General features: G+C 74.6%; 11 protein-coding genes. 3 read left to right on the forward strand and 8 right to left on the reverse strand.

Going from position 1 to position 18301, the window contains the following annotated elements; all coding sequences use genetic code 11:
• Positions 1–81 precede the first annotated feature (81 nt).
• The 4 genes from recD2 to AF335_RS03735 all read right to left on the reverse strand — a co-directional run bounded on the left by recD2 (position 82) and on the right by AF335_RS03735 (position 5729).
• Positions 82–2301: an SF1B family DNA helicase RecD2 gene (gene recD2, locus AF335_RS03720; protein WP_102916761.1), complete on the reverse strand. Its 2220-nt coding sequence runs from the start codon at positions 2299–2301 to the stop codon at positions 82–84.
• Between the two features lie 223 nt (positions 2302–2524).
• Positions 2525–3427 (reverse strand): sugar phosphate isomerase/epimerase family protein, encoded by a 903-nt coding sequence (locus AF335_RS03725; protein ID WP_102916762.1) that lies wholly within the window; start codon positions 3425–3427, stop codon positions 2525–2527.
• Complete coding sequence (locus tag AF335_RS03730; protein ID WP_102916763.1) at positions 3424–4581, reverse strand: dihydrodipicolinate synthase family protein; 1158 nt, start codon at positions 4579–4581, stop codon at positions 3424–3426. Before AF335_RS03730 ends, AF335_RS03725 begins: the two co-directional genes overlap by 4 nt.
• Positions 4578–5729 (reverse strand): Gfo/Idh/MocA family protein, encoded by a 1152-nt coding sequence (locus AF335_RS03735; protein ID WP_102916764.1) that lies wholly within the window; start codon positions 5727–5729, stop codon positions 4578–4580. Before AF335_RS03735 ends, AF335_RS03730 begins: the two co-directional genes overlap by 4 nt.
• Positions 5730–5793: 64 nt before the next feature.
• Between AF335_RS03735 and AF335_RS03740 the strand changes: the two genes are divergently transcribed.
• From AF335_RS03740 to AF335_RS34370, 3 genes are all read left to right on the forward strand, one after another.
• On the forward strand, positions 5794–6597 hold the full coding sequence (locus AF335_RS03740) for a sugar phosphate isomerase/epimerase family protein (RefSeq protein ID WP_102916765.1): 804 nt from the start codon (positions 5794–5796) through the stop codon (positions 6595–6597).
• A gap of 68 nt (positions 6598–6665) precedes the next feature.
• Positions 6666–7289 carry a TetR/AcrR family transcriptional regulator gene (locus tag AF335_RS03745; RefSeq protein WP_228773213.1) on the forward strand — a complete coding sequence of 208 codons (624 nt, stop codon included), beginning with the start codon at positions 6666–6668 and terminating at the stop codon, positions 7287–7289.
• A 699-nt stretch (positions 7290–7988) separates the two neighbouring features.
• Positions 7989–8633 carry a hypothetical protein gene (locus tag AF335_RS34370; RefSeq protein ID WP_102917029.1) on the forward strand — a complete coding sequence of 215 codons (645 nt, stop codon included), beginning with the start codon at positions 7989–7991 and terminating at the stop codon, positions 8631–8633.
• A gap of 48 nt (positions 8634–8681) precedes the next feature.
• On the opposite strand, the gene AF335_RS03755 is transcribed toward AF335_RS34370, so the two are convergent.
• The 4 genes from AF335_RS03755 to kdpB form a co-directional block, all read right to left on the reverse strand.
• Positions 8682–10115: a S28 family serine protease gene (locus tag AF335_RS03755; protein ID WP_102916767.1), complete on the reverse strand. Its 1434-nt coding sequence runs from the start codon at positions 10113–10115 to the stop codon at positions 8682–8684.
• Positions 10116–10281: 166 nt separating this feature from the next.
• Complete coding sequence (locus tag AF335_RS03760; protein WP_102916768.1) at positions 10282–14130, reverse strand: ABC transporter ATP-binding protein; 3849 nt, start codon at positions 14128–14130, stop codon at positions 10282–10284.
• 153 nt (positions 14131–14283) lie between these two features.
• Positions 14284–15330, reverse strand: a complete 1047-nt coding sequence (locus tag AF335_RS03765; RefSeq protein ID WP_102916769.1) for an esterase-like activity of phytase family protein — start codon at positions 15328–15330, stop codon at positions 14284–14286.
• 797 nt (positions 15331–16127) lie between these two features.
• Entirely contained in the window at positions 16128–18281 is a 2154-nt protein-coding gene (gene kdpB, locus AF335_RS03770) for a potassium-transporting ATPase subunit KdpB (RefSeq protein WP_376697782.1), read from the reverse strand.
• Between the last annotated feature and the right edge of the window lie 20 nt (positions 18282–18301).

Below are 18301 nucleotides of genomic sequence, written 5' to 3' on the forward strand. Positions count from 1 at the left end.
CCTGGCCATACTGCCCCGTTCGCCCCGGTTGGTAAACCGTCTGGAGACGAATCCCACCTCCGGGCACCCCCCGGGCCGGACTCAGGGGCCACCCCCGGATCCCCCCGCGAGCCGGTGGTCCAGGGCCGTACAACGACGCCCCGCGGAGACCGTGCGCACCGCCTGCCCCAGGGCCTTACGGGAGCCTACGAGCACTACGAGCCGTTTCGCCCGAGTCACTGCGGTATAGAGGAGATTGCGCTGAAGCATCATCCAGGCGCCGGTGGTGACGGGGATCACCACGGCGGGGTACTCGCTGCCCTGCGAGCGGTGGATGGTCACGGCGTACGCGTGGGCCAGCTCGTCGAGTTCGTCGAAGTCGTAGCCGACCTCCTCGTCCTCGTCGGTGCGGACGGTCAGCCGCTGCTCGACCGTGTCCAGGGCGGTGACCACGCCCACCGTGCCGTTGAAGACGCCGTTCTCGCCCTTCTCGTAGTTGTTGCGGATCTGGGTGACCTTGTCGCCGACGCGGAAGACGCGGCCGCCGAAGCGCCGCTCCGGCAGGTCGGGGCGGGCCGGGGTGATGGCCTGCTGGAGCAGGCCGTTGAGGGTGCCCGCGCCGGCCGGGCCGCGGTGCATGGGGGCCAGTACCTGGATGTCGCGGCGGGGGTCCAGGCCGAACTTCGCGGGGATCCGGCGCGCCGCGACGTCCACGGTGAGCCGGCCCGCCTCCTCGGTGTCCTCCTCGACGAAGAGGAAGAAATCCGTCATCCCCTGGGTGAGGGGCGGCGTACCGGAGTTGATGCGGTGTGCATTGGTCACCACCCCGGACTCCTGCGCCTGCCGGAAGATCCGGGTGAGGCGCACGGCGGGGACGGGGCTGCCGGGGGCGAGGAGGTCGCGCAGGACCTCGCCGGCGCCGACGGACGGCAGCTGGTCGACGTCGCCGACGAGCAGCAGATGGGCCCCGGGCGCCACGGCCTTGACGAGCTTGTTGGCCAGCAGGAGGTCCAGCATGGACGCCTCGTCGACCACCACCAGGTCGGCGTCCAGCGGGCGGTCCTTGTCGTACGCGGCGTCGCCGCCGGGCTTGAGCTCCAGGAGCCGGTGCACGGTGGACGCCTCGGCACCGGTGAGCTCGGCGAGCCGCTTGGCGGCCCGGCCGGTGGGCGCGGCCAGCACGACCTTGGCCTTCCTGGCGCGGGCCAGCTCGACGACGGACCGCACGGTGAAGGACTTGCCGCAGCCGGGGCCGCCGGTGAGCACCGCGACCTTGCTGGTCAGGGCGAGCCGGACGGCCTCCCGCTGCTCGGGGGCCAGCTCGGCGCCCGTGCGCCCGGCGAGCCAGGCCAGGGCCTTGTCCCACGGGACGTCCTGGAAGGCGGCGAGCCGGTCCTCGCCGGTCCGCAGCAGCCGGCCGAGCTGGGCGGCGAGGGAGATCTCGGCCCGGTGGAAGGGGACGAGGTAGACGGCGGTGACGGGCTCGCCGCCGTCCGGGCCGGGCACGGTCTCCCGGACCACGCCCTCCTCGGCGGCCAGTTCGGCGAGGCAGTCGATGACGAGGCCGGTGTCGACCTGGAGCAGCTTCACCGCGTCGGCGATCAGCCGCTCCTCGGGGAGGAAGCAGTGCCCCTGATCGGTGGACTGGGAAAGGGCGTACTGCAGCCCGGCCTTGACACGGTCCGGGCTGTCGTGCGGGATGCCGACGGCCTGGGCGATGCGGTCGGCGGTGAGGAAGCCGATGCCCCAGACGTCGGCGGCCAGCCGGTAGGGCTGGTTGCGGGTGACGGAGATGGATGAGTCGCCGTACTTCTTGTAGATGCGGACGGCGATGGAGGTGGAGACGCCGACGCCCTGGAGGAAGACCATGACCTCCTTGATGGCCTTCTGCTCCTCCCAGGCGGCGCCGATCATCTTCGTCCGCTTGGGGCCGAGCCCGGGCACCTCGATCAGGCGCCCGGGCTCCTGTTCGATGACGTCCAGGGTGTCGGTGCCGAAGTGCTCGGTGATGCGGTCGGCGATGCGCGGGCCGATGCCCTTGATCAGGCCGGAGCCGAGGTAGCGGCGGATGCCCTGGATCGTGGCGGGCAGCAGGGTCGTGTAGTTCTCGACGGTGAACTGGCGGCCGTACTGCGGGTGGGAGCCCCAGCGGCCCTCCAGCCGCAGGGACTCGCCCGGCTGCGCGCCGAGCAGCGAGCCGACGACCGTGAGGAGGTCCCCGCCGCCGCGCCCGGTGTCGACGCGGGCCACGGTGTAGCCGCTCTCCTCGTTGGCATAAGTGATCCGCTCCAGGACCCCTTCGACCACCGCCATGTGTGCCATGTCCCGACCGTACCGCCGGGGTCCGACAGGAAGTTCGGGCCCCCACGGGCCCCCGCCGCCCCTCCACGGGCGGGGAAAGGCCGAGGGGCCCGATCCGAAGACCAAGCCCCTCGGGTACCCCCCAAAACCGGCTTCCCCTGAATCCCCCCGGATCCCTCCCCGGGAAGCCCGACGCACAGTACGACCCGCCGTCGCGGCAAAGGGTTGCACCGCATTCAAGGAGTTATCGTTCCGTTACCGAAGGTGTGATCAAGGACCTTTCGGTTACCGCGGGTATCCCGGTGACGTACCGCCGGTAGCGGTCCAGGACCTCCGCGAGCACCTCGGCGCCGTCCCGCGCCCAGAGCGCGGGGCTGAAGATCTCGGTCTCGACGGGCCCCCGGTAGCCGGTCGCGTCGACCCGTTCGCGGAACCACCGCAGGTCCACGCACCCGTCGCCGAGCTGCCCCCGGCCCAGCAGCGCGCCCTCCGGCAGCGGGGTGACCCAGTCGGCGAGCTGGAAGGCGGCGATCCGGCCGCCCTCACCGGCCCGTACGAGCTGCTCGGCCACCGTGTCGTCCCACCACAGGTGGTAGGTGTCCACCACGACGCCCACCTGGTCGGCGGGGAAGCGCTCCGCCAGGTCGAGGGCCTGCCGGAGAGTGGAGACGGCCGAGCGGTCGGAGGCGAACATCGGGTGCAGCGGCTCGACCGCGAGGCGGACGCCGTACCGGGCCGCGTAGGGCCCGAGCGCGGCCAGCGCGTCGGCGACGCGCTCACGCGCCCCGGCGAGGTCGCGGTCGCCCTCGGGCAGGCCGCCGGGGACGAGGACGAGCGTGCGGGTGCCGAGCTCGGCGGCCTCCGCCACGGCCGCCCGGTTGTCGGCGAGCGCGGCCCGCCGGCGGTCCGGGTCGACGGCGGTCAGGAAGCCGCCCCGGCAGAGGCTGCTGACGGTCAGTCCGGCATCGCGGCAGAGCCGGGCGGCGGCCGCGGGCCCGTACTCCCGCACGGGCCCGCGCCAGAGCCCCACCCCGCGCACCCCGGCCGCCGCGCAGCCGGCGGCCAGCTCGGGCAGGCTCCACTGCCGTACGGTCTGCTGGTTGAGGCTGAACCTCGGGTCGGGGGGCGCCGGGGCGCGGCCGGTCACCGGTCGACCCCGTGCACGGCCAGCAGCCGGGCCATCCGGTTCTGGGCGAGCGGCGGGTCCGGGAACAGCCCGAGGCCGTCGGCCAGTTCGTAGGCCCGCGCCAGGTGCGGCAGGGTGCGCGCGGCGTGCTGCCCGCCGGGCATCGCGAAGTGCCGCTGGTGCCCGGCGAGCCAGGCCAGCAGCACGACGCCCGTGCGGTAGCAGTGGGTGGGCGGTTCGAAGAGGTGCCGGGCGAGGGCCACGGTGGGGTCCAGGAGGGCCCGGAAGCGCTGCCGGTCGTCCGCGTCGAGCAGCCGCGTGGCATGGGCGGCGAGCGGGCCCAGCGGGTCGAAGACGCCGAGCAGGGCGTCGCTGTGGCCGTCCGCGTCGCCCTCGATCAGCTCGGGGTAGTGGAAGTCGTCGCCGGTGTAGCAGCGCACCCCGGCGGGCAGGCGCCGGCGCAGGGCGCGCTCGCGCTCCTTGTCCAGGAGCGAGATCTTCACACCGTGGACCTCGGCCGGGTGGTCGGCGACGATCCCGAGGAGGGTCTCCATGGCGGCGTCCGGGTCGCGGCTTCCCCAGTAGCCCTCCAGGGCGGGGTCGAACACGGTGCCGAGCCAGTGCAGGATCACGGGCCGGTCCGTCTGCCGCAGCAGCCCGCCGTAGAGCTCCCGGTAGTCGTCGGGGCCGGTGGCCACGGCCGCGAGGGCCCGGGAGGCCATCAGGACGGCCTGTGCGCCCTCCCCCTCGATCAGGGCGAGCTGTTCCTCGTAGGCGGCGGCGACGTCCGCCAGGGTGCCGTACGGGGGCGCGAGCTGGTCCGTGCCGGCCCCGCAGACGACGCGGCCGCCGACGGCCCGTGCCTCGGTGGCCGAGCGGCGGATCAGCCGGGCGGCCGCCGGCCAGTCCAGGCCCGCGCCGCGCTGCGCGGTGTCCATGGCCTCGGCGACCCCCAGGCCGTGCGCCCACAGATGGCGCCGGAAGGCCAGGGTGGCCTCCCAGTCGAGCGAGGCGGGGCCGTGGGGGGTGGTGTTGCCGAAGGGGTCGGCGACGACGTGGGCGGCGGCCAGGATCCTGCGGGACGTGGGCGGGGTGCCCTGGGCGCTGAGCTCCAGGGGCAGGCACCGGGGCTCGTAATCGCGCAGGGCGCCGGAGGCGTCGGGCAGCCGGATCATGACCCGGTCACCCGCATCCTGCGGCCCTCCTTGGCGGAGATCCGGGCCAGCTGGGCGAGCCGTACGCCCCGGGCGCCCGCGAGGAGGTCGTGGGGCCAGGGCCCGCCGAGCGCCACATGGCGCAGGAAGAGCTCCCACTGGGCCTTGAAGGCGTTCTCGGACGGCCCGTCGTCGGGGACCTCCTGCCATTGCGCGCGGAAGTCGCCGGCCGCCGGGACGTCGGGGTCCCAGACGGGCCGGGGGGTGACCGAACGGTGCTGGACCCGGCAGTGCCGGAGCCCGGCGACGGCCGAGCCCTCCGTGCCGTCCACCTGGAACTCCAGCAGCTCGTCGCGGTGGACGCGCACCGCCCAGGAGGAGTTGAGCTGGGCGACGGCCCCGCTCTCCAGCTCCAGGACGGCGTAGACGGCGTCGTCGGCCCGGGCCTCGTACGGCTTCCCCCGCTCGTCCCAGCGGCGCGGGATGTGGGTGGCCCGGTGCGCCTGTACGGACCTGATGGGCCCGAAGAGCCCGGTCAGGACGTACTCCCAGTGCGGGAACATGTCGGAGGTGATGCCCTCGTCCTCCTCGCGGTAGTTCCACGACGGCCGCTGGGCGGGCCGCCGGTCGCCTTCGAAGACCCAGTAGCCGAACTCGCCCCGGACGGAGAGGATCCGGCCGAAGAAGCCCTCGTCGACGAGCCGCTTGAGCTTGCGGATGCCGGGCAGGAAGAGCTTGTCCTGGACGACGCCGTGCCGGACTCCCGCCTTACGGGCGCGCTCGTAGAGGTCGGTGGCGCCGCCGGGGTCGAGGGCGGTGGGCTTCTCGCAGTACACGTGCTTGCCCGCGGCGACGGCCTTACGGAGGGCGTCCTCGCGGGCGGAGGTGATCTGGGCGTCGAAGTAGACGCCGACGGCCGGGTCGGCGAGGGCGGCGTCGAGGTCGGTCGTCCAGTGCTCCAGCCCGTACCGCCCGGCGAGCGCGCGGAGCCGGCCCGCGTCCCGCCCCACCAGCAGGGGCTCCGGCCACAGCCGGGTGCCGTCGCCGAGGTCGAGGCCGCCCTGCTCGCGGAGGGCGAGGACCGAGCGCACGAGGTGCTGGCGGTGGCCCATGCGGCCGGTCACGCCGTTCATGGCGATCCGCAAGGTTCTGGTGTCGGTGCCGGTCATCCCTGGGACCCCCTTCTGCCGTACAAGGAGCATTTCCCGCCCGCACCCGGGGAACCCGGTCCCCATGAAACTGGCCTTCTCCACCCTCGGTGTCCCCGGTCTGCCGCTCCCCGACGTGGCGCGGCTCGCCCGTGCGCACGGCTACGACGGCGTCGAACTGCGCGCGCACCCGGAGGAACCGCTGCATCCGGGCTCGGGGCCGCGCGAGCGGTCCGCGGCGACCGAGGTGTTCGCCGCGGCGGAGGTCGCGATCCTGGCGGTGGCCGGGTACGTCCGGGTCGCGTCGGAGGAGCCGGACGAGACGGTGCTCGGGGAGCTGTCCGCGCTGGTCCGGCTCGCCGGCGACCTCGGCGCGCGGTACGCCCGGGTGTTCCCCGGGGGCGGGGACCGGCCGGCGGCGGAGGCCGACGCGGCCGCCGCGCGGCGGCTGGGGGCCGTCGCGCCGCTCGCCGCCGACCTGGGCGTGCACGTCCTGCTGGAGACCCATGACTCGCACCGCAGGGCGCGGGACGCGGCGCGGATCCTGGGTCCGGTCGGCCACCCGAACGTCGGAGCGCTCTGGGACGTCCTGCACACCTGGCTCGGCGGCGAGAGCCCGGCGCTGAGCTTCCCGCCGCTCTCCCCGCACCTGGGCTACGTCCAGGTGAAGGACGTGGCCTCGGCGGAGGACACCGCCCCGCTGCCGCTGGGCTCGGGGGTGCTGCCGCTGCCCGACTGCGTGCGGGTGCTCGGCCGGGCGGGCTGGGACGGCTGGCTGTGCTGGGAGTACGAGAAGCGCTGGTACCCCCAGGCGGCCGACTTCCAGCAGCTGGCGGGGCCCGGCCGGGAGTACCTGCTGGGGCTCGTCGACGGGGCGCGGGCGGCCTGAGCCCCCTCCCGGCGGCCCGGCCCGGCGGCGGGCCGAACCGTATGATCGACGGGGCGAGAGGGCTGCACATGACGGTGGACACCAAGGAACGGCTGATCGGCGCGGCGGAGACCGTCCTGCGGACCCAGGGGTACGGCAAGTCCAGCGCGCGGACGATCGCCAAGGAGGCCGGGGTCAACTCCGCCCTGGTCTTCTACCATTTCGGCGGGGTCGACCCGCTGCTGTTCGCCGCCCTCGACCGGTCCTCGGCCGAGCGGATGACGGTGCTCGCCGACGCCGTCTCCGGCTGCCGGACCCTGGAGGACCTCATCGAGGCCGCCACCCGGATCTACCGCCACGACATCGAGGCCGGACACCTGACGCTCTTCGCCGAGCTGGTCGCCGCCGCCGTGGCCAAGCCGGAGCTGCGGGAGGAGATCCGGGTGCGGGCCGAGCCGTGGATCGCCTTCATCGAGGCGACCCTGGAGCGGGTGATCGGCGGCACCCCGCTGGCCCGCCTGACGCCGCCGCGCGACCTGGCCAACGCGGCCATCACGTTCTACCTCGGCGTCAACCTCTTCACCGTCCTGGACGCCGACCGCTCCCGTACGGACTCGGTGTTCGCGATGGCCCGGCGGCTGGCCCCGCGCGCCCGCCTGCTGACCCGCCGGCTGCCCGCCCGGCTCGTCATCAAGCGGCGCGCGCACGGCTGACGCCCACCCCGCGCGGAACCGCTCCGGGGCGCCGCCCGTCCAAGGCGCGTGCTGTCGTCGAACGACCGCCGGACGGTGTCGGCGTGCGCCCCGGGCCGCGTCGCTGACCTCCCTCTCCGCCGTCCGCGGCAGGGCAGCGCACCGCCGCCGGCGCACCCCCTTCCACAGCGCCGGTGGCGGCTCCCCGGGGCACTGCGGCGCCGTGGGCCGCCGGAGTGCGGGCCGGGCCCCGGGCGCCGGCGCGACCGGCGTACGGGTCCGGCGGCGCGCCCCGCACACACCTTGTTCCGCCCGTCCCGGCCGCCCCGACGCGCCCCGCACGTCTGGCGTGCGCCGGGGCCGGGGAGCCAGGCTGAGGCGCGGGGTGGCACGGGGCCGGGCACAGGGCCGGGGAACGCCCCGGACGAAGGGCGCGACGGGACGGGCGGCGGACACCCCGGCGGCAGACGGCAGACGGCAGACGGCAGACGGCAGACGGCAGACGGCAGACGGCAGACGGCAGACGGCAGACGGCAGACGGCAGACGGCAGACGGCAGACGGCAGACGGCAGACGGCAGACGGCAGACGGCAGACGGCAGACGGCAGACGGCAGACGGCAGACGGCAGACGGCAGACGGCAGACGGCAGACGGGAACGTCCGGGGGTGCGGGGGAGACACGGCGGGACGTCCGGGGCCCGGCGGGGACAGGGGGGACACCATGCGGCATCGCGCGCGGCCGGTCGCGCTGCTCACGCTCGTCCTGCTCGCGGGACCGGCGGCGGGGGCCTCGCTGGCCGGCTGCCAGGCGCCGGTCCGGGCCGCCGGGGACGACCGGAGGCCGGTGGCCGCCTCCGTGCCGCCCTCGCCCGCGCTGCCGGAGCCGGGGGCCACGTTCCTGGCCCGGAGCGCCTGCGCCGGCGGCGGAGGGGCCTCCTTCACCGAGGTCTCGTGCGCGAGCGAGCGGGCCGTCGCCCGGGTCCTGGCCCGCTACAACGGCCCGCGGGACGACGGCCCCCGCTGCCCGGCCGCCACGGACTTCGTGCTGCACATCACCGCGGTGGACCGGGGCACGTCGGAGGAGGACAGCGCCCCGGAGGGCTACGCCTGCATGCGCAACCTCCAGGAGCCGCACCCCGGCGACCCGGGGCGCGGCGGCGGCCCGCTGACGGTGACCGGCGACTGCGTGTACGCCGAGCGGCGGGGCGTGGTGAAGGAGACCGCCTGCGACGGCTCGGGCCCGCACGCCCCGGAGTACCGGGTGACGCGCGAGGTCGGCGCGCGGGCGGACTGCCCGGCCTCGACCGACCTGTACGTACACGTCGGCGGCGGGACACCCATAGGGTGCGCCCGCCGCCTGGTGTGAACTCAGGGACCCGGCGGCCTTACGGACGACCGCGCGGCCCCGGCGTCCTTACGGACGGAGGCTGTTCTGCCGGTCGACGACCGGACGGTCGAGCTTCGCGTCGAACGGAGCCAGCGGCTTGGCGTGCGTGACGTCCTTACGGACGGCCGCGGGCGTGACGCCGGCCCACTCCAGGACCTCGGCCGTGGCCTTGGCCCGGTCGTCGGCGACGAGCTGGGCGATGTTCGAACCGTGGTTGCCGCCGGGGGCGTAGAAGCGGTAGTCGTCCCGCGCGGCCGCGTTCCGGCCGACGTTGAACGGCTCGCCGCTCCACGGGTCGTTCTGCCCGTAGACGAAGAGCATCCGCTTGCTGTCGTTGCGCACCCAGCGGTCGATGTCGGCCATCGCGCCGGGGCGGAACTTCATCGGGATGTCACGCGACACGTAGTTGCGCGGGCTGTAGATCCCGGGGTAGCGCAGCAGGCCCTTCAGGTGCGGGGTCTTGAAGCTCGGCGCGCCGAGCTCGGTGCCCGCCTGGTAGTAGTACGGCGTGAACCGCTCCAGGCCCTGGTCGGTGTAGCCGTCGAAGCCCGAGATGGTGTCGATGAACTTGTAGAGCTCGTCCGTGGAGGCGTTGGTCGCGGGCACGGACGCGCACTCGCTCTGCAGGTGGTACTGCCAGAACGCCCAGACCAGGTCCATCACGACGTTCTCGTACGCCTTGTCGGCGCTGCCGACGACCTTGAAGGTCTTGCCGTTGGCGTCGGCCCACTTCTGGTAGCGGCCGACGATCTCGTCACGGCGGACGAGGGCCTGCCGCTGCACCGAGTTGAGCTGGGTGCGGCACGCCTGGTCCCCGACGTTCGCGAAGAACTTGTCGTAGGCCGAGTCCTCGTTGTTGTTCACGTCGTTGGGCGCGACGTAGGCGACGGTGCCGTTCATGTCGTCCGGGAAGAAGCGGCGGTAGTACGTCGCCGTCATGCCGCCCTTGCTGCCGCCGGTGGCCAGCCAGTTCTTGTTGTAGACGGGCTTGAGCGCCTGGTAGAGGCGGTGCTGGTCGCTGGCGGCCTGCCAGATGTCCAGCTTCGACCAGTCGGCGGGCTGGGGCCGGGACGGGGTGAAGAAGCGGTACTCCATCGACACCTGGTTGCCGTCGACGATCCGGGTCGGCTCGCTGCGGCTGGGGTTGGTGTTGACGTTGTAGCCGGAGGTGAAGAAGACCGTCGGCCGGTCGGTGGACTTGTTCAGCAGCGTGAAGCGCTGCTTGAAGGTCCCCTTGGCCGGGTTCCGGTGGTCGACCGGCTGGTCATAGGTGAGGACGAGGTAGCGGTAGCCCTCGTAGGGCTTCTCCTCCACGAAGCTCATCCCCGGGATCGCGAGGACGCGTTCCTTGATGTCCGGCTCGGTGGTGGCCGCGGCCGCCGTTCCCGCCGTGGCACCGCCGACACCGACGGTGCCCGTGAGCACCGCCAGCGCCAGCAGCCCTCTGAGCGCCTTGCGCATTCGCCCTCCCCTGGGTTCACAAGTTCGCCGTGAACCTACCGGGGGCGACATCGGCTGCACCAGCCCCTCAGGCATATCAACTGACCAGCCGACCAGTTGGATACCGGTCGGCTGGTCTCTTTCTCCCGATCTGTCGGCCGGGCCCGCGCGGCGGCCGGCCGCCGGCCTACGCCGCGATCGCCTCGCCCGTGAACGTCCGCCACAGCACGGCGTACCGCCCGTCCAGCGCCAGCAGTTCGTCGTGCGTGCCGTCCTCCACCACCCGGCCGCGGTCCAGGACCACGACCCGGTCCGCGCGGGCCGCGGTGGTCAGCCGGTGGGCGACGACCAGCGTGGTGCGCCGGCCCGCCAGCTTCTCGGTCGCCTGGTTGACCAGCGCCTCGGTGGCCAGGTCCAGGGCGGCCGTGGCCTCGTCGAGCAGCAGTACGTCCGGATCGACCAGCTCGGCGCGGGCCAGGGCGATCAACTGCCGCTGCCCGGCCGAGAGGTTGCGGCCGCGCTCGGCCACGGTGTGCAGATAGCCGCCGTCGAGCGTGGCGATCATGTCGTGCGCGCCGACCGCCCGCGCCGCGGCCTCGACCTCGGCGTCGGAGGCGTCCGGCCGCCCGTAGGCGATGGCGTCGCGGACCGTGCCGGGGAAGAGGTAGGGCTCCTGCGGGACGACGCCCAGCCGGTGCCGGTAGGCCGTGACGTCCAGCTCGCGCAGGTCGTGGCCGTCGACGCGGACCGTGCCCGACGTCGGGTCGTAGAACCGCGCGACCAGCTTGACCAGCGTGGACTTCCCCGCGCCCGTCTCGCCGACGAAGGCCACGGTCTGCCCGGCCGGGACGGTGAGGTCGATGCCCGCGAGGGCCTGCTCGCCGTCGCCGTAGTGGAAGTGGACGTCCTCGAAGGCCACCGAGCCGCCGAGCTCCGACACCACGCGCGGCCGCGTCGCCGGCGGGGTGCTCGTCGGCTCGCGCAGCAGGTCCCGGATCCGGCCCAGGGAGACGGTCGCCTGCTGGTAGCCGTCGAAGACCTGCGAGAGCTGCTGGACCGGCGCGAAGAACAGGTCGATGTAGAGGAGGTACGCGACCAGGGCGCCCGCCGTCAGGGTGCCGGCGCCCACCCGGCCCGCGCCCACGATGAGCACGGCGGCGGCCGCCACGGACGACAGCAGCTGCACGAACGGGAAGTAGACCGAGATGAGCCACTGGCCGCGCACCCGCGCCTGCCGGTAGGCGTCGCTGCGCTCGGCGAACCGCCGGCCGTCGGTCGCCTCGCGGCGGAACGCCTGCACGATGCGCAGGCCCGCGACGCTCTCCTGGAGGTCGGCGTTGACGAGGCCGACGCGCTCACGGGCGAGCTCGTACGCCTTCACGCTCTGCCGGCGGAAGACGACGGTGCCGATCACCAGCAGCGGCAGGGTCGCGAAGACGACGAGGGCCAGGCCCACATCGATGACCAGCAGGGCGACGAGTATGCCGAAGAAGGTGAGGACGGAGACGACGGCGGTGATCAGCCCGGTCTGGAGGAACGCGGACAGGGCGTCCACGTCCGTGGTCATCCGGGTCATGATCTTGCCGGTGAGCTCGCGCTCGTAGTAGTCGAGGCCGAGCCGCTGGAGCTGGGCGAAGATCTTCACCCGGAGGGCGTAGAGCACGCGCTCGCCGGTGCGCCCGGTGAGCCGGGTCTCGGCGACCTGCGCGGCCCACTGCCCGAGCACCACCAGCAGCGCCAGGCCGGAGGCCGCCCACACCGCGCCGAGGGCCAGGCGCTGGACGCCCTGGTCGATGCCGTGCCGGATGAGGACCGGCAGCAGCAGCCCGGCGACCGCGTCCACGGCCACCAGGAGCAGGCTCAGGGCCAGCGGCCCGCCGAAGCCGCGCAGCAGCTGCCGCAGTCCGAACTCCTTCTCGGGCCGGGCGGCGCGCTCCTCGTCCACACCGGGGGTGTCGGTCGCGGGCGGCAGCGCGGCCACCTTGGCGAGCAGTTCGGGCGTGGCCGGCATCCCGGCCGTGTCGGCGGGCGCGCCGTCCCCGGCGCGGACCCACAGGGACGGGGTGACGCCGTCGACGACGGTCCGCTTGCGCGGCGCCGGCACGGACGCGGGGGCGTCGTCGGGAACCCCGGTCTCCTCCAGGGGCGCAGCGATGAGGCTCCCCGCGATCGCGGACTCCCCGCCGAAGCCGCCCGCGAGGGCGGCCGACGCCCGGCCCGCGGGGTCCTTGCGGACCCCGGCCAGCTCCTCCGGGTCCGTCAGCAGTCTGCGGTAGAGCTCGCTGCGCTCCTCCAGCTCCTCCGCCGTGCCGAGGTCGGCCAGCCGCCCGCCGTCGAGGACCGCGATCCGGTCGGCCAGGGCCAGGGTCGACGCCCGGTGGGCGATGAGCAGGGTCGTGCGGTCCGCGGTGACCGCGCGCAGCGTCTCGTGGATCTCGTGCTCCACCCGGGCGTCGACCGCGGACGTCGCGTCGTCGAGGAGCAGCAGCCGGGGGTCGGTGAGGATGGCGCGGGCCAGCGCGATGCGCTGGCGCTGGCCGCCGGAGAGGGAGAGGCCCTGCTCGCCGACCTCGGTGTCGTACCCGTCGGGCAGCCGGGAGACGAAGCCGTCGGCCTGGGCGGCCCGGGCCGCGGCCCGGATCTGCTCGGCGGTGGCCTCCGGGTGCCCGTAGGCGATGTTGTCGGCGATGCTCGCGGAGAACAGGAAGCTGTCCTCGGGCACCAGCCCGATCGCGGCGCGCAGCGAGGGCAGCGTCAGGTCGCGGACGTCGTGCCCGCCGACCCGGACGGCGCCGCCGGTGGCGTCGTAGAAGCGCGGCAGGAGCAGTGCGACCGTCGACTTGCCGCTGCCGGACGCGCCGACGACGGCGACGGTCTCACCGGGCTCGATGCGCAGCGAGAAGCCGTCGAGGACGGGCCGGTCGGGGTCGTAGCCGAAGGTGACGTCGTCGAACTCGACGGTGGCGGGCGCGTCGTCGGGCAGCGCGTGCGCGCCCGGGCGCTCCTCGACGACCGGCTCGGTGTCGATCAGCTCGAAGACCCGCTCGACGCCGGCCCGGGCCTGCTGGCCCACGGTCAGCATCATCGTGAGCATCCGCACCGGGCCGACGAGCTGCGCCAGATAGGTGGAGAAGGCGACGAAGGTGCCGAGGGTGATCTGGCCGCGCGTGGCCATCCAGCCGCCGACCGCCAGCATGGCGACCTGGCCCAGGGAGGGTACGGCCTGGAGGGCGGGGGTGTAGCGGGAGTTGAGCCGGACGGTGCGCAGCCGGCCCGCGAACAGGCGGCGGCTCACCTCGCGGAGCTTGCCGGCCTCCTGCTCCTCCTGGCCGAAGCCCTTGACGACGCGGACGCCGGTGACGGCCCCGTCCACGACGCCGGCGACGGCCGCGGCCTGCCCCTGGGCGTACCAGGTGGCGGGGAAGAGCTCGGTGCGGCTGCGCTGGGCGAGGAACCACAGGGCGGGGGCCACGGCGAGGGCGATCACCGTGAGCAGCGGGGAGAGGGTCGCCATGACGACCAGCGAGATCAGGAACAGCAGGATGTTGCCGATCATCATCGGCAGCATGAAGAGGAGGCTCTGCACCAGCTGGAGGTCGCTGGTGCCCCGGCCGACGACCTGGCCGGTGGAGAGGTCGTCCTGGCGCCGGCCGTCGAGGCGGGCGACCGAGGCGTACATCTCGGTCCGCAGGTCGTGCTGGACGTCGAGGGCGAGGCGGCCGCCGTAGTAGCGGCGCAGGTAGGTCAGGCCGTAGACGACGACCGCGGCGGCGACGAGGAGCGTCGCCCAGGGGGCGAGCGGCCGGTCGCCGGCGCCTATGACGTCGTCGATGATCAGCTTGGGTATGAGGGGGACGAGGGCCATGACGGCCATACCGCCCAGTGAGGAGCCGAGGGCGAGCAGCACGGTGCGGCGGTATCGCCAGCAGTACCGTGCGAGGCGCCTGGCCCAGCCTTGTCCGACGTCCGTCGCCTTACGGGGGTTTCCGCTGTCCTCTGCCACGGAGGGCCCAACGCCGTGGGCTGCGGTTTTCATCCCGCCGCAACAAAGTGGGGGCGGGGGCCGGGAGAGTTTTCCCCCACCCCGCCCCTTCCCGGTACCGGGGGCTGACGCCCCGGGCCCCCTTTCCGCGCTGACGCGCGGTGTCCTCAATCGCCGGGCGGGTGGGGAACAAACCCCGCGCAGCGGTCACCGCGGCCGGACCGTCAGCGCGTACAGCCGCGTCGTCTGGCGGGCACTCTCGTTGTCGTCGCTGACGAGGAGCAGGCGCAGCCGCCCGCCCGGCGCGCGGCCCAGGACGGCCATGCCCTCGATGTTGTCCAGCAGCGGGTTCGTCTGCGGCTGCTTCGCCGGGGCCCCCAGGGAGGGGCACTCCCCCAGGTCCGCCAGCAGCCGCTTGCGGACCTGGCGGGTGCCGGGGCCGCCGGGCAGCGTCTCCACGCCGGAGACGTCGCTCGCGCCACGGGTGTCCGCCGCGTAGAGCCGCACCGTGTTGCCCGCCCCGGGGGTGTATCCGCGTTCCAGGACCAGCAGCCGGCCGTCGTCCGCCGCGGCGGCCTCGGAGACGCCGAGGCCGGGGTCGAGGGGGTAGCCGTACTGCGGGCCGAGCCGGAACTCCGGGGCGCCCGGGCCCGTGCGGGGCCGCCACCAGCTCTGGAACCGGACCGTCCGCGTGTCACCGGCCAGCGGCCCCTCCATCGCGGCGAGGAGGGTACGGCCGTGGTCCCGGAGGGTGAGGCCCTCGAAGGTCTGGTTGGGCAGGGCCCGGCCCGCCGGGGCGGGCCGCAGCGCGCCGGGAACGGGCAGCCGCCCGAGGAGGGTGCCGTCGCGGGCGTAGCGGCGGACGGACGGCTCGGTCTCGGAGGCGACCAGCCGGGTGCCGTCGCGGTCGACGGCGAGGGCCTCGGAGTCGAGCTCGCCGCCCTTCTCGTCGGCGAGCGCCCGGACGCGTACGGGCCGGGCGGCGGTGGGCCCGCGCCGCACGTCCAGGGCGAACAGCCGGGAGCGGTCGGAGAGGGCGGCGACCGTGCCGTCGGTGTCGGCGGCGAGCGCGGAGAGGTTGCCGACGAAGGCCCCCTCGAAGGCGGTCTTGTCGAGCCCGTCACCGTAGCCGTCGATGCGGACGTACGGGGAGCAGGCGCGCGAGGGCGTCCCGGCGGCGGCCGGGACGCCCGCCGGGACGGCGGCCGACAGCGCGGCGACGATGACGGTGGTGAGTGCGGGTCGGATGCGCACGGTGTCCCTCCCGGTACGGCCTGGTCCGGCTGCGGCCGACGGTAGGGGCACGGAGGCGGGGCCGGAAGGACTCCGGGCGGAGTCACGGGAACGGCTGCGCGAACTCCCGGTGCGCGGCGGGTCGTGCCGGCCGACACGACCCGCGAGGCGCCGGATCCCCGGGCGCCGATTCCCCGGCCCCCGACGCGCGGGCCGCGGGCCGCCGGATCCGAAGGCCGGACCCGCGGCGCACGGCGGTCGGACGGTGCCCGCGCGCGACTCACGGCCCCGGCACACCGGACCCGTGAGCCCGGGCCCACGGTGCACGGCGGTACGGGGCCCTGCCCGGCGCACGGCTCGCGGCTCGCGGTGCACAGCGGTACGGGCCCTGCCCCACGCACGGCTCGCGGCTCGCGGCTCGCGGCACGCGGCACGCGGCACATCGGATCCGTGGGCCCAGCCACGGTGCGCGGCGGTACGGGGCCCTGCCCGGCGCACGGCTCGCGGTGCACAGCGGTACGGGGCCCTGCCCCACGCACGGCTCGCGGCACGCGGCACGCGGCACATCGGATCCGCGGGCCCGGCCACGGTGCGCGGCGGTACGGGGCCCTGCCCGGCGCACGGCTCGCGGTGCACAGCGGTACGGGGCCCTGCCCCACGCACGGCTCGCGGCTCGCGGCTCGCGGCTCGCGGCACATCGGACCCGTGGGCCCGGGCCCACGGTGCGCGGCGGTACGGACCCTGCCCGGCGCACGGCCCCCGCAGGAGCCGGATCCGCCCAGGCCGCCCCCGCCCCCACCCCGCCGCCCGGCAGCCCGTCAGATCCCGGGGACGTACTGGATCAGCAGATCGATGAGCTTGATGCCGGCGAAGGGGGCGATCAGGCCGCCGAGGCCGTACACGCCCAGGTTGCGCCGCAGCAGCGCGTGCGCGCCCGCGGGGGCGTAGCGGACGCCGCGCAGGGCGAGGGGGATCAGCGCGACGATAACCAGCGCGTTGAAAATGATCGCCGAGGCGATGGCCGAGGTGGGGCTGTGCAGGCCCATCACGTTGAGCTTCTCCAGGCCCTCGTAGCCCGTCACGCCGCCGAACATCGCGGGGACGATCGCGAAGTACTTGGCGACGTCGTTGCAGATGGAGAAGGTCGTGAGCGCGCCGCGGGTGATGAGGAGCTGCTTGCCGACCTCGACGATCCGGATGAGCTTGGCGGGGTCCGAGTCGAGGTCGACCATGTTGCCGGCCTCTTTCGCGGCGGAGGTGCCGGAGTTCATGGCGACGCCGACGTCGGCCTGGGCGAGGGCGGGGGCGTCGTTGGTGCCGTCGCCGGTCATGGCGACGAGGTTGCCGCCCGCCTGCTCCGCGCGGATCCGGGCCAGCTTGTCCTCGGGGGTGGCCTCGGCGAGGTAGTCGTCGACGCCGGCCTCGGCGGCGATGGCCCGGGCCGTGAGCGGGTTGTCGCCGGTGACCATGACGGTCCTGATGCCCATCTCGCGCAGTTCGGCGAAGCGCTCCGCGATGCCGGGCTTGACGACGTCCTTGAGGTGGACGGCGCCCAGGACGCGGGCGCCGCCCCGGTCCTCGACGGCGACGAGCAGCGGGGTGCCGCCGCCGGCGGCGATGGAGTCGACGATCCAGCCCGCCTCGGTGGGGACGTGGCCGCCGCGCCGGGTGACCCAGGCCGTGACGGCGCTGCCCGCGCCCTTGCGGATGCGGAGGAAGTCGCCCTCGTACGCGAAGTCGGCGCCGCTCATCCGGGTCCGCGCGGAGAACGGGACGAAGCGGCCGTGGGTGAAGTCGGCGGGGTCGTGGTCGATGCCGTAGCGGCGGGCGAGGGCGGTGATGGAGCGGCCCTCGGGGGTGCCGTCGGCGAGGGAGGCGAGCTGGGCGGCATCGGCCAGGAGTTCGTGCGGTACGCCCTTGACGGGCACGAAGGAGGTGGCCTGCCGGTCGCCGAGGGTGATGGTGCCGGTCTTGTCGAGGAGCAGGGTGTTGACGTCGCCGGCGGCCTCGACGGCCCGGCCGGACAGGGCGAGGACGTTGCGCTGGACGAGCCGGTCCATGCCGGCGATGCCGATGGCGGAGAGCAGGGCGCCGATCGTGGTGGGGATCAGCGTCACCAGCAGGGCGACCAGCACGGTGATCGTCTGTGGCGCCCCGGCCCAGGCGGCCATGGGCTGGAGCGAGACCACGGCGAGGATGAAGATCACGGTGAGGCAGCAGAGCAGGATGTTGAGGGCCAGCTCGTTGGGGGTCTTCTGCCGGGTGGTGCCCTCGACCAGGGAGATCATGCGGTCGAGGAAGGTGTGGCCGGGCCGGGAGGTGATGCGGACGACGATGCCGTCGGAGAGCACCTTCGTGCCGCCCGTGACGCCCGAGCGGTCGCCGCCCGCCTCGCGGATGACGGGGGCGGACTCGCCGGTGACGGCGGACTCGTCGACGGCCGCGACGCCGTCGACGACCTCCCCGTCGCCGGGGACGGTCTCACCGGCGGCGACGACCACGAAGTCCTGCGGGCAGAGCTCGGCGGCGGGTACCCGCTCCTCCTCCCAGTCGCGCCGGTCCATGCCGACCCGCCAGCGCCGCAGCCGGCGGGCGACGGTGCCGGAGCGGGCCCGGCGCAGGCTCTCCGCCTGTGCCTTGCCACGGCCCTCGGCGACGGCCTCGGCGAGGTTGGCGAAGACGACGGTGAGCCAGAGCCAGGCGCTGATCAGCCAGGCGAAGACGGAGGGGGCGAGCAGCGCGGAGAGCGTGGTGAGCACGGAGCCCACCTCGACGACGAACATCACCGGGTTCCGGACCATGACCCGGGGGCTCAGCTTGCGGACCGCGTCCGGGAGGGAGGCGATCAGCAGCTTGGGGTCGAGCGCTCCGCCGGCCACCTGCCGGTGGCGCCGCCGGGCCCGGCCGGGCGGGGGCGGGGCGGCCGGGCGCGGCGGGGTGACGTCCTGGTCGGGGAGCAGGTGCAGGGGCACGGCGTGGGCCTTCGACGGAG

Origin of the sequence: Streptomyces eurocidicus (assembly GCF_002891295.1) — a bacterium.
Taxonomy (GTDB): domain Bacteria; phylum Actinomycetota; class Actinomycetes; order Streptomycetales; family Streptomycetaceae; genus Streptomyces; species Streptomyces eurocidicus.